This is a genomic window from Streptomyces sp. NPDC001709, from assembly GCF_053596375.1.
In genome coordinates this window covers 45,905-58,017 of the sequence record NZ_JBSFGB010000048.1, presented here as the reverse complement: position 1 = coordinate 58,017, position 12,113 = coordinate 45,905, and the positions used below count along the sequence as shown (strand labels likewise).

Sequence of the window (12,113 nt, the reverse complement as noted above, 5' to 3'; positions counted from 1 at the left end):
CAAGGTCCGGTCATCTGGCTGGCGTCGCTGGTTACCTGTCCGTTGACCGCGCTCATGCCGTTGGCCCGAGCGGGTTGGAGCGTGTATGTGGCTGCGATCGGACTCGCGGCTCTGTCACTGGGTGGAGTCGTCCGCGTGGTGGCTCAGTCAAGCTTCCAGCAGGCCCTGACGCCGGATCGGCTTCTGGGTCGGATGAGCGCAACAGCTCGGTTTGTTTCCTGGGGTGGCATTCCTCTCGGTGGGCTTTTGGGTGGAGCCTCGGGCTCTGTGTTCGGAGCGGCAGGCACTTTGTGGGTTGGTGCAGCGGGTATGACGCTGAGTGTCCTTCCCAACTTCCTGTCACCGCTTCGGACAATGCGCACGTTGCCCACGGAGAAGGCCCCCGAGTTCGCGCGTTGAGGTGTCGCTGATGGCTGACAAACAAGCGCGTTCGACCTGTAGGACCAAGAGGTCTTCACTCAGAAATGGAGTGGGTGCGGTCGAGGGGGATGATGACGGCCGATTGTTTGGTGGCCTGCTCGCGTAGGGCTGTGTTCTCCGCGAGCAAGACGGCGATGACGGTAGCGGCTGCGTCGACCTGGTCCTGGAGTTGCTGGCGCTCTTGCCGGTTGTTGAGTTGGCGGCGAAGGTCAGCGATCTCCTGTGTTTGCCGTTGGTCGTGGAGACTTGCCGGGCTCTGGCCGATGTGGTCGTCCCAGTCAGCGAGCACGTCGGTGGCGCGGTTCATGGTGGCTCGGCTGACGCCGGCCTCCCGCCAGAGGTTGTTCTTTGTCAGCTTGCCGTCGGTATGGGCCGGTCGGCCGGTGAAAAGTCGCTCCATAGCTTCCCGCAGTGCCTTCTCGGCCCGCGGGGAGACCTTGAGCTGAGGGGCCTCGCTCATGCGCCGTCTGCCTTCCTGAGCGCGAGTTCGACGTCACGGATCTGTTCGTCGATGGCAGCTCGGCGGTTCGGGGGCAGCCGTGGCTGGTCACGGAGCCGGCTCAGCGAATCGTGCTCGGCCTTCCAGATCGGTAGGTGTTCGGGGGCGATGATGCTGTTGCTGCAGCGTGCGGGCTGGCAGCGGTCGATGAGTGGCCCTCGGTGTCCCGGGGGCACGATGGCATCTTCCAGGCATTTCGCGCCGACGGGGTTGTTCTCGTCCATGGTGCAGTGGTTGAGCTTTCCGAACCGGATCGACAGGTGCGTGCGCTTGAGCAGGCCGTGTTCGACGCGAACGTCCCCTCGCTGGGCCTTTCCGTTCGCTCGGAGGGCTTCGGCCTTTTCCCGGACGGCAGCGAAGGCCGAACGCATCTGGTCAGCGCCGAGCCCGGCGCCGATGGCCTCGCCGCGGCTGTCGGCGTCGAAGAGGTCCCTCAGCCGTTGGAACCGACGTTCGGCGATGGCGGTGGTGAGGAGACGGGCCCAGGAGGGGTCGTGATCCATGTAGCCCTGGGTCCAGCGGTTGGCCAGGGCTCGGGTGGCTGCGTGCTTGAGCTGCATGCCGACAGCGATTTCCGATCCGGGATAGTCGCGCGTCAGCATGGCCATGGTCCGGCGGAACATGTGCGGAGTGACCTTGCTGGAAGGGATCTCCGCGAGACCGGTGACGCTCCGGTGACGGTTGACGTGCTGGATGAAGCACCTGATGGCGGTCTGGCTGGTGAAGCCACTGCCGTGGAAGCGCGGGGTGACCGCCGCGAAGGCGAGGGTGTCGCTCATCGACAGGTGCACGGCCGTTTCGATGGCCTGAGCAACCGGTGCGATGATCCACCAGTGGGCGGTGGGCAAGTCGGGATCGAGCTTGCGTTTGACCGACTTCACCGCCGGGGTGCCGAAGTACTCGGTGAGAGCATCCTGGGTGATCTCGCGGATTACTGGCGGGAGGGGTTATTCCGACTGTGCGCTATTCCCTCGCCACGCGACGCCTGAGGCGTGAGCAGGAGGGCCCGTGCGCCTGACCTGCAGTCGACTTGACGGCCGGTCTGCCGACCACTCCCAGTCCCGCCCGGTCTGGACGCGGGACTGGAGCGGCCGATCGCAGCGCCGCCACGAACGAGTGACGCAACCTTCGGCGCCGACGCGGATCCGGCAGCAGCCGAAACCGCTCCGCCAGCGACTACCCCGCCATGTCCTCCAGGGCGGGCGGCTTGACCAGACAGACGGTGGCAGACTGACGACACATCGAAGCTCCGTCGGTACGAGGCGGCTTGGGAGGTCACCCCGTTCAACCGGAGCCTCGGTGCGCTCGTGACGGCCTGGCCCGGCCCCCTTAGCTAGACCGCCGCGACCTGCAGACTCACATGATCATTGGACTTTGGAACGCCCGCCCGCTGAACCCCTTGCCGGCGCCTATCGCCGATCCGACGCAGCTCGCGAACCTCGACATACGACGATCCGATCGCCTCGGCGGCATTCTCCACGAGTACGAACATGCCGCATGACCTGCGCAGACAGGGTTGTCGGCAAGGCAGGGACACCGGGCCGCGGTGGCGTACCTGCGGAGGGCGGGACACCTGGCCGTGGCCATCGAAACCAGCCGCGGCCTGCTCGTGGCCGCCCTGCGCACCGGCAGCCGCAAGGTCTTCGCGATCAACCCGCTCGCCGCCTTCCGCTACCGCGACCGGCACGGCGTCAGCCGCAAGAGGGGACTCTCAGCGGTAGAGGAAGCCGGGCAGCAGGGCCAGACCGATGTGCCGATCGGTTCCCGCGATGCAGGCGTCCTTCTTGACGAACTTCTTGACGTAGCTCGCCCCCTCGGTGCCGCCGGAGGCAGGTTTGCCGTCTTCCAAGTAGTTCCGGGCGAACCGGTAGTGGGCGCCCCGCCACTTGGACAACGACCGGTCCAGGGCGTGCCAGCCTCTCGCCAGCCGTTCGTCGGGTGCGGCAGCAAGGACTGCAGCCAGCGGGCGGTAGCGCTTGATGCTGTCCCGGGTGAACACCCTGAGATGGCCGATCGAGTCAAAAATGTCCGCCTTGCGTGGATCGTAGCCGTAGACCGAGATCTCCATGGCGTGGTAATTCAGCGACTGGACGGCGCTGGCCGCGCCGGTGGCTTCCCTGAAAGACATGAACGCTTCGGGTGTGAGTGTCCTCAGGATGTGCAGCACACGGTTGAGATGCAGTGCGCACTCCCCGCCCAGCGTCAGTCGCGCGGCGGCCCACACGGGAAAACGCTCCGCCGCGACGACGACCTCCAGGGCGAGGTGCCGAACAAGGAAGAACAACAACTCGCAGGACTGGACCACGCGCAGGAAGACATGCTCCTCGTGCTCAACGGAGCGCGGGAAGCGGGTGCACTCGGCAAGCAGAGCCGAGCGGCGGGCCAGGTCCGCTTCGGTCGACGCTCGGTCGATGACATGCCCGACGGACGTGCCGAGGACCGGATCGACCAGCGTTCCCCTCACCGCGGTGATGGCCTGTTCCAGCCTGGCGATGCGCTCGTCGGCGGAGTCGGGCCCCTTGCCCTGCGCCGAGGCGTCACGCTCCACGGCGAGCAGGTCCCCCAGAGTGACGTACAGCGCGCACAGCGCACCAATGGCTGGATCGTTGGGAAAGTGGTCGAGGAACCAGCCGTAGGCGTGCAGGCAGGTGTAGCGGAAGTACTCCGGTATCTCCAGCTCCGTGCTGAGCGGGCGGGTCAGCAGTCGCACAACCTCTGCGTCCTCGTCGGTGCGCAGCGGTGAGAGGGTGTCGTGCGCGGCGGCGAGCATCTCGGCCTCGTCGGGCCGCAGATGAGCTCGGCCGCGCAGCCGCTGGAGCTGTGCCAATTCGTGGTGGTGAGGGAGCAGGACGGCGTCGGTGTGCCCTGGGTGACGCTCGGGCGGGGTGACCTGAGGGGCCTCGGTCATATCTTCCGCCCCATCACAAGGTGCTTGTCCCAGCTGGAGCGGCGTACGACGCACTCGATGAAGCCCGCCTCCCGCAGCAGAGCGGAATACTCCGCCGACGTGCGATGGCGGCCCTCCACCTCCACGTGCATGGCGAGGTTCATGGCGGCGGTGGCCAGCGGTCCTCCGTCGTCCTCGAAGAGCCGCTCCATCACCAGGACGCGTCCGCCCTCAGCGGATGCCTCGTATGCCTTGCGCAGCAGATCGAGGCATGTCTCGTCCTTCCAATCGGAGAAGATATACCCGAAGGAGAAGCAATCCGCCGGCGGCAGCGGGTCCACGAAGAAGTCCCCGGGAGCGAAGGTGAGCCGGTCACCCAACCCGTGCTCTTGGCGGGTGCGTTCGAGATGTGAGCCCACCTGGGGCAGGTCGAACACCGTGGCACGCAGGTCCGGGTATCGGTCGAGCGCGGCCACCGCGAACGCACCACTGGCACCGCCGACGTCGACCAGATGGCGGACGTCCGTCAGTTCCGCCAGCCGGGTCAGCTCCAGCGACGGATGGAAGCTCAACTGCCACATCGCTTCGAGGAAGGTTCGGGTCGACTCCTCGTCGTGGTAGATCGTCTCGAACGGAGACGGCGCCTCTGCGTCGACGGCCTCCTTCCCCTTCTGCAGATAGTCGTCCAGCTTGCGCAACTGGGTGGTCGTGTTGGTGACCAGATGACGCAGGAAACCGCCGATGTAGCGAGGGCTCCTGAGGTCGAACGCGGGCGCCAGTGCATCGGCGACTCCATAGGTTCCGTCGGCGCCGCGCTCGACGACGGACAGGGAGGAGAGGAACAGCAGCAGCCGTTCCACTGTCTCCTCGTCGAGTTTGCGCGCCGTGGCGACGGCTGCCGGTGTCGCTGGCCCGCCCTGGATCAGGTGTGTGAAGACACCGTGCCTGTCGGCCAGATGGAGGGCATGGGTCGAGAACAGTCCGAACATGGCTTGGTCAAGGATGTCTCTCATTGATTTCCTTGGTCGATGTCCCGTTACGCCGGTCAGCCCTGTTGGGTTCAGGAATCCGCAGCGGTTGCCTCTGCCAGTACGCTGCCGATCTCCGCGACAGCCGGCGCACGCAGGAGGGTGTAGTGATCGGCGGGGAGCCGATTGGTTTCGATGAGCCCGGCAACGTAGGCGTCCCAGGCCTGCGCCGTCAGTCCCCGGGGTTTCCTTCAGCCTCGAAGAACACGACACGACCGGTGTGCTTCGGCGGTGTGCAGGGATCGGTGAGACGGAAGTTGCGGATGGCCGTGTCGGCGACGGCGCAGGCATCGTCCGCCTTCAGGTCCCACGCTGCGCGCAGTTCCTCGACCACGGTCGCCCGGTCGACGCCGGCCTCCTGGTGCCGCCCGGCGGCCCGGCCGACGCTGGTCATCAGGGCGGAGAGCACGCCCTGCTCCTGGAACGCATCATCCTGCCCGTCGACGTGCAGCCGTTGCTCGACCACGGATACGCGTCGAGCGGGGCATGGCCGTGAGCGTGGTGAGCTCCCTGCCACCGGTGTTCAACACGCTCACGCATCCGCCGCACTGATGTGGTGTCAGGCTTCGGCTGCGGGCCTCCGTCTGTCGGCCTCACGCGTACGACCACTGCGGCTCGGACACCATCTCCAGAACCGCGGCGCCGAAGTTGAGCCCGTGGCCGACGCTGGACAGCACAACCTTGTCCCCGGGTTTGACGGCGTTACTCTCCAGCAGGTCGGCTAGCCCGGCGAACTGATCACCCGCGCCCAGGTGGCCGAGGCGGCGGCCCAGTTCCCAGTTAGTCTGTTCCACGTCGACTCCGGCGCCCTCCTTGAGCGCGTCCCAGTCGAAAAACGTGGCCCCGGAGTGGGGGTACACGAACCGGGCGACGTCCTTGATGTCGACGCCCGCCTCACTCATCGCCTTCAGCATCGAGGCCTGCTTGCCGGCGCCGAGGGCCCTGGCCACGTCCGCCACGTCGCCGCCGCCGATCAGGTACTCCTTGAGACGCTGTCGCAGGCTGACCGGCCATCCCTGTTCACCCGCGATGCCCTCCCACGGCCTCGTACCCCGGCACGTGCCCTCGAAAGCGGTGTCGGCGATCACCACGGTGGACAGTAGTCGGGCGATGCCCGAACGGCGGGTCAGGACCAGCGCGGTCGCGCCGTCGCCGCGTGGCGCTCCCTTGTCCGAGCGGTAACGGTCGAACATCGGCAGGTGGTACTTGTCACTGGTGGTGATGAGCGCGGCGGCGGGTGCGGGGCGTGCGGCCAGGTGTGCCGCGACGAGGTCGAGCGCGCCGAGGCCACCGTTGGACGCCTGCTGGAGCTGGATCGCCGGGGCTCGGCCACCGACGGTGCGGGCCTGGATGTACGAAGCGGGAGTCCAGTGGTCCAGCCCCTGGAAACCGCCGCTGGTGACGTGCGCAACGAGGGTGAAATCCTCGTCGGCGGCCCGGCTGCGGCTCACCGCGAGCCTGGCGGCGTCCACGGCCATGTCGGCGTGGCTCGCGTCGTCCACGACACTGACGCTCACGAGTTCGTCGGCCTCGCACTCGGCGGGGTCGTAGCGGCCCTCGGCCGCCGCCTGGCGGACGTCCTCACGTCGGCCCAGTCGGCACGCCGCCGCATCTACGTAAATGTCGTTCCAGAGCATGTTCACGTCTCCCTGGCCGGCTCGGCCGAAAGTGGTGTGGGTCGGGTGATGGAACGGTCCCGGGGCATGCCAGAAGTGGCGACGTCCGGGCGGCCTCAGCAGAGCGGTACACCCGCCGGAAAGCTGTTCGGTGCCTCGTGGCGAGCGTCTGAGGTGCTGTCGAGAGCGAAGAAGGCCGGCATCGGAGGACTGCACCGGTGCGGCGGATGACGATCAGTCATCCTGCACATGCGAGCGACACGCCCGTGATCGCTTGGGTAAGTCGACATGCCGCAAATGGAGTTCGATGCACGACCGATCGCGACCACCGCCTGGCCGTGGGGCCGGGCAGGGTGGTCCTGTCCGGCCCCGCTGTCGTCGGGGGCGGGGCACTGCTGCGGTGTGGCGGACACCGGTTCGCGAGGCTGCTCCGCACGCTGCTGGGCGCGTTCCGCGGTGACCAGGAGGACCACCGGGGGTGCCGTCGCACACAACGCGATGGCCGGCCACCCACCAGAACGCCGTGCCGAATGACGCAGCCTGTTCCGCACGGGTGGTCGCGGTGTTCAGCCGACGCTGCAGCACGACGGCGAGGACCGCGGTGTTGAGCGAACCTCCGATGCGCTGCAGCACGTCGGTCTGGTCCGTCCCGTCGCTGATGGCCGTGGGCGGGATGCCTCGGAAGGCCGCGGTCATGATCGGCACCATCGTGGTGCCGATACCGAAGCCCAGCACGACCATGAAGGAGCCGAACGCCCAGCACGGGGTGTGCGCCGACGTGAACCGAGCGGAACGAAGGCCAGCACGCTCACCAGGCCGCTCAGCAGCGCGGCCCGCCCACTGCCCAGGACCCAGACGAACCGTGACCCCGACACCGATCGCGACCGCGACATCGATGCTCTGCGAGAACACCAGAATCACTACCCCTCCCACGGCCCAGGGAAGCACCAGCGGGCAGCCGAAATCGCCGGTCGTGCCGAACTCCTGTAGTCCTTAGGTGATCCCGACCCAGTCGAGCGCGAGCACCACGAAGCCGGGCAGCTCGAGGCAGCCGGCTTCGGCGGGCTCGTCGGGAAGATCCAGCGCCAGCCCGCGTGGTCGGTCAGGTTCTCTCCGAAAGCCGCCCGCAGATACGCGGCGGTCATCCATCCCGATGTGCCACCGCCGACGACGACTACGCTGCCGAGCATGTGCAGGCCTCCCGCCGGATTCCGGTCCGTTCAGCATCGTCGCGGCCGCCTCTGGGGAACGGATCTAGGAACGCTCCATCACTGGGCGGGCCCACCGACCGCGACGACGTGCCCGGGCGCCCAGTGGGGCCGGGACGCGCCGGGGAGACCATGTTTTCTCAAGAAGGCCTCGAAGCACGGCGGAGAGCATCGTGCCCGGCAGAGCCGGCGCCCCACCCGGTCACCGATCGGCACCGGCTGGGGCCACGGCACCGATTCCTTCGTCGAGGAGCATCCGTGAAGGCACTCGTCCTGTCAGGGGGGACCGGTACCCGGTTACGCCCCCTGACGCACACGTCGGCCAAGCAACTGGTACCGGTGGCCAACAAACCCGTGCTGTTCTACGGGCTGGAATCCATCGCGGCGGCCGGCATCACCGATGTCGGCGTGATGACTGGCGACACCGAGGACGAGGTGCGGGCGACCGTCAAGGACGGCTCGGAGTTCGGGATCTCCGTGACCTATCTGCGGCAGGAACAGCCACTCGGGCTCGCGCACGCTGTGCTGACCGCCCGGGAGTGGCTGGAGGACGAGGACTTCGTCATGTTCCTCGGCGACAACTTCCTGATCGACGGCATCACCTCGGTGGTCGAGGAGTTCTCCGCGTCCCGGCCGGATGCACGCATCCTGCTGGCCAAGGTCGCCAATCCGTCGGCGTTCGGCGTGGCCGAGGTCGCCGCTGACGGCACGGTCGTACGACTGGAGGAGAAGCCCAAGTCCCCCCGCAGCGACCTCGCCGTGGTCGGGATCTACTTCTTCACCTCCGCGATCCACGAGGCCATAGCCCACATCACCCCGTCCGCGCGGGGCGAGTTGGAGATCACCGATGCGATCCAGTGGCTGATCGACCGAGAGTTCACGGTGCGCTCCACCCTCATGGAGGGTTACTGGAAGGACACCGGGACGGTGGAGGACCTGCTGGAAGTCAACCGGATCGTGCTGGAACGGCTGCGCTCGCGCACGGACGGACGGGTGGACGACGCCAGCGAGCTGGTCGGACGGGTCAGCGTGGGCCAGAACGCGGATATCCGCAACTCGCGGATCATCGGCCCGGTAGTCATCGGCGACGGCGCGCGCATCCACGGCTCGACGATCGGACCGTTCACCTCGGTCGGCGACGACTGCGCCGTCATCGACAGCGGCATCGAGCACTCGATCGTGCTGGAGGGCTCCTGGATCGAGGGCGTGCCCTGCGTGGAGGCATCGCTCATCGGCCGGAGCGTACGGGTCACCGGCGCGCCCCGGATCCCGCAATCCCACCGGCTGGTCCTGGGTGACCACAGCACGGCCCGGATCAGCGCGTGAAGGCCCTGGTCACGGGTGCGGCCGGGTTCATCGGTTCGTATTTCGTCCGGATGCTTCTCGATCCGGCGCAGGGCGGCGAGCGGCACACCGTCACGGCGGTCGACAGCCTGACCTACGCGGGCAATCCGGAGAACCTCGCCCCGGTCCGTGACCACCCGGGGTTGCGCTTCGAGCAGGCCGACGTCAGGGATGCCGCGCTGCTGGACCGGCTCGTCGCGGGCCATGACACGGTGGTGCACTTTGCTGCGGAGTCCCATGTGGACCGCTCCATCGACGGAGCCCGGGACTTCGTGCTGACCAACGTGCTGGGCACGCAGTCGGTCCTGGACGCCGCGCTGCGGCACGGTGCACGGGTGGTGTACGTCTCGACCGACGAGGTCTACGGCTCGATTGCCACCGGGTCGTGGCCGGAGGAGCACCCCCTGCGGCCCAACTCGCCGTACGCCGCGTCCAAGGCATCCGGTGATCTGCTGGCCCAGGCCTACCACCGCACGCACGGCCTGGACGTCCGGATCACCCGCTGTTCAAACAACTACGGTCCGTACCAGTACCCCGAGAAGATTATCCCGTTGTTCGTCACCAATCTGCTGCGTGGACTGACGGTCCCGCTCTACGGCGACGGGATGAACGCGCGCGACTGGCTGCACGTCGACGACCACTGCTGGGGCATCCTGCTGGCCCTGCGGCACGGCCGGGCCGGTGAGGTCTACAACATCGGCGGCGGCACAGAGCTGACGAACCGGGAGCTGACCGATCTGCTGATGAAGGCCTGCGGGGCGGGCCCGGAGCGCATCGAGTACGTCGCCGACCGCAAGGGGCACGACCGGCGTTACTCGGTCGACTGGAGCAAGGCCCGGCGCGAACTGGGCTATGAGCCGCGCCGTGACTTCGCCGCCGGGCTCGCCGAGACAGTGCGGTGGTACCGGGAAAACAGCACCTGGTGGGAGCCCCTGCTGCAGCGTCCGACCAGGTGACCTGCTCACCCCAGGTGCCGTAGGCAGGCGAGCAGGCTGCGGGCCTCCACGTTGAGATAACCGCTGTGCTGTACCAGGGCGTACAGCCGGTCCAGCGCCACCCAGCGGAAGCCCGGCGCGGTACCGGCCGCGCGGACCGCCTCGTCGACCTCGACGGCGAGGTAGCGGTTCTCGGCATGGTAGAAGCGGCCGCCCTCCTCGGACAGCAGCGTGTCGTAGAGGATCTGCGACGGCTGCGCTTCCTGGACCAGGTCGAGGTAGCGCGGCCGGGGCGGCCCGTAGTTGCCGGGGATGCACTGGACCGTGGGCCCGAGCTCGACCACGTCGGGGGTGCCGGCCTCCACCCGCGCCTGCACCAGCACCTCTGTCGTACCGCGGGCCCGGCATATGAGGAAGGCGACCACGCCGGGCTCCCGCGGAGCGATGAGCGGCTGACTCCAGGCGCCCACTTCCCTGTTGCTCGCGCGCACGGACACCCCGATGATCCGGAAGTGTCGGTTCGCCTCGTGCTCGATGGTGTCCTCGGAGCGTTTCCACCGGCGCACCGCGTCCAGCGGAATCAGCCGGGAGGTCAGCGAGCAACGGCTCTTGGCGTCGTTGAGCCAGTTCTGGATGTCGACGGTCTCCTGCTGGGATGCGGCGTCCGGCAGGGCCGCGGGCAGGCAGGACAGCACGGAGCGGGCGTCCATGTTGACCATGTTGTCCTCGCGCAACAAGGCGTGGACCTGCCCGATCGTCAGCCAGCGGTAGTCGGCGTGCACGGCGACGTCCTCGTCTGTCTCCACGACGATGTTGCGGTTGCGCTTGCGGAAGAAGCTTCCGCCCTGCTCGGAGTGGAGGACGTCGGCGAGGACGCGGCCCCGGCCCGGCTCGGTGAAGTACTCCAGGTAGCGGGTGGCGGCGCCGCCGTGCAGGCGCCGGAAGTTGCTGCGGGTCGCCTGCACGGTGGGCGACAGCTGCAGCGTGTTGATGTTGCCTGGTTCCATCTTCGCCTGGACGAGCACACACAGCACACCGTCGATCTCCTTGGCGAGTATGCCCAGAACACCGACCTCCGGCTGGTCGATGACCGGCTGGGACCACTCGGGCACCGATCCGTCCGCCCCCGAGACGGCCAGGCCCTTGATGCGGAAGAATCCGCCGCTGCGGTGCGCCAGGTCTCCCGTGTCCTCGGTGAAGTGCCAGCCGTCCAGCTGCGCGAACGGCACCCGCGTGGTGACGAACTCGTTGGCGAGCGTCCGTTCGCGCAGCCACGCGTGGACGGCGGCCAGGTCTTCGGTGACCGAGGTGGCCAGGACCTGAGACGCTGCCCGGCAGCGTGCCGCTGTTTCCAGAACGGTGGGCGGTTCGGCCGCCGTAGAAGAGTGAACCACTGTGGCTGTACCTCTCATCATCGTGATGGGAGATCCAGCTTGTGTGGTCGACTTCAAGACCAGACCGCGAATGGATCCACGTCCCGGCTAGCCGGGGCTGTCGAAGACGTCCGTGAGCAGCCTGCGCTGTACCGCCACCGTCACCGCGGCCGTGCGGTCGTCGACGTCCAGCTTGGTGAAGATGCGGACCAGGTGGGTCTTGACCGTGGTCTCGCCGATGTTCAGACGCCGGCCGATCGCGGCGTTGGTCAGGCCGCGGGCCACCAGGCGCAGCACCTCCCGCTCACGCCCGGTGAGCATCTCCTGGGGAGGGGTCCGCACGTGGTTGACGAGTTTCGCCGCGATCGGCGGGGGCAGCACCGTCTCGCCGTCCGCGGCTGCCCGGATGGCGGCCACGAGCACATCGGGCGTGGCATCCTTGAGTAGGTAGCCGGCGGCCCCGGCCTCCACGGCGCGCACGATGTTGGAGTCGGTGTCGTACGTGGTCAGGATCAGCACGCGCGCCGCCGGGCACTCGGCGGTGATCCGCGCGGTGGCGACCACGCCGTCGAGTTCGGGCATCCGCAGGTCCATGAGCACGACGTCCGGGGCCAGTTCGTGGCTGAGGCGCACGGCCGACAGGCCGCTGTCGGCTTCTCCGACGACCTCCAGGCCGCTCTCGTCGGCCAGCAGCCCGCTCAGCCCCGCCCGAACTACCGGATGGTCGTCGGCGATCAGCACTCGGATGCTCACAGCTCCATGCCCCCCTTGTCCGTGGCCGCCGCGACCGCGCGGGCGGCCGG

Annotated in this window: 11 protein-coding genes; 2 read left to right on the top strand and 9 right to left on the bottom strand. The window is 67.9% G+C overall.

Annotation, left to right across the window (positions count from 1 at the left end):
* Positions 1 to 454 precede the first annotated feature (454 nt).
* The 7 genes from ACWC0C_RS41615 to ACWC0C_RS41585 all read right to left on the bottom strand — a co-directional run bounded on the left by ACWC0C_RS41615 (position 455) and on the right by ACWC0C_RS41585 (position 7,640).
* Complete coding sequence (locus ACWC0C_RS41615) at positions 455 to 880, bottom strand: hypothetical protein (protein WP_450869883.1); 426 nt, start codon at positions 878 to 880, stop codon at positions 455 to 457.
* Positions 877 to 1,767 (bottom strand): hypothetical protein, encoded by an 891-nt coding sequence (locus ACWC0C_RS41610; protein ID WP_450869881.1) that lies wholly within the window; start codon positions 1,765 to 1,767, stop codon positions 877 to 879. Before ACWC0C_RS41610 ends, ACWC0C_RS41615 begins: the two co-directional genes overlap by 4 nt.
* A gap of 863 nt (positions 1,768 to 2,630) precedes the next feature.
* On the bottom strand, positions 2,631 to 3,827 hold the full coding sequence (locus ACWC0C_RS41605; RefSeq protein ID WP_450869879.1) for a hypothetical protein: 1,197 nt from the start codon (positions 3,825 to 3,827) through the stop codon (positions 2,631 to 2,633).
* Positions 3,824 to 4,819, bottom strand: coding sequence for a methyltransferase (locus ACWC0C_RS41600; protein WP_450869877.1), 996 nt, complete (start codon positions 4,817 to 4,819; stop codon positions 3,824 to 3,826). The genes ACWC0C_RS41605 and ACWC0C_RS41600 overlap by 4 nt, the downstream gene beginning before the upstream one ends.
* Positions 4,820 to 5,006: 187 nt before the next feature.
* Positions 5,007 to 5,300, bottom strand: a complete 294-nt coding sequence (locus ACWC0C_RS41595; protein ID WP_450869875.1) for a hypothetical protein — start codon at positions 5,298 to 5,300, stop codon at positions 5,007 to 5,009.
* Positions 5,301 to 5,427: 127 nt separating this feature from the next.
* A complete protein-coding gene (locus tag ACWC0C_RS41590) occupies positions 5,428 to 6,471 on the bottom strand; it encodes a ketoacyl-ACP synthase III family protein (protein WP_450869873.1) in 1,044 nt (347 codons plus the stop codon).
* 899 nt (positions 6,472 to 7,370) lie between these two features.
* Positions 7,371 to 7,640, bottom strand: a complete 270-nt coding sequence (locus ACWC0C_RS41585) for a tryptophan 7-halogenase (RefSeq protein WP_450869871.1) — start codon at positions 7,638 to 7,640, stop codon at positions 7,371 to 7,373.
* Positions 7,641 to 7,916: 276 nt separating this feature from the next.
* Here ACWC0C_RS41585 and ACWC0C_RS41580 point away from each other — a divergent pair, with 276 nt between their 5' ends.
* Both ACWC0C_RS41580 and rfbB read left to right on the top strand, forming a co-directional pair.
* On the top strand, positions 7,917 to 8,984 hold the full coding sequence (locus tag ACWC0C_RS41580) for a glucose-1-phosphate thymidylyltransferase (protein ID WP_450869869.1): 1,068 nt from the start codon (positions 7,917 to 7,919) through the stop codon (positions 8,982 to 8,984).
* A complete protein-coding gene (rfbB, locus tag ACWC0C_RS41575) occupies positions 8,981 to 9,958 on the top strand; it encodes a dTDP-glucose 4,6-dehydratase (RefSeq protein WP_450869867.1) in 978 nt (325 codons plus the stop codon). The genes ACWC0C_RS41580 and rfbB overlap by 4 nt, the downstream gene beginning before the upstream one ends.
* A gap of 5 nt (positions 9,959 to 9,963) precedes the next feature.
* On the opposite strand, the gene ACWC0C_RS41570 is transcribed toward rfbB, so the two are convergent.
* Positions 9,964 to 11,331, bottom strand: coding sequence for an NDP-hexose 2,3-dehydratase family protein (locus ACWC0C_RS41570; RefSeq protein WP_450869865.1), 1,368 nt, complete (start codon positions 11,329 to 11,331; stop codon positions 9,964 to 9,966).
* A gap of 87 nt (positions 11,332 to 11,418) precedes the next feature.
* A complete protein-coding gene (locus ACWC0C_RS41565) occupies positions 11,419 to 12,063 on the bottom strand; it encodes a response regulator (protein ID WP_450869863.1) in 645 nt (214 codons plus the stop codon).
* Between the last annotated feature and the right edge of the window lie 50 nt (positions 12,064 to 12,113).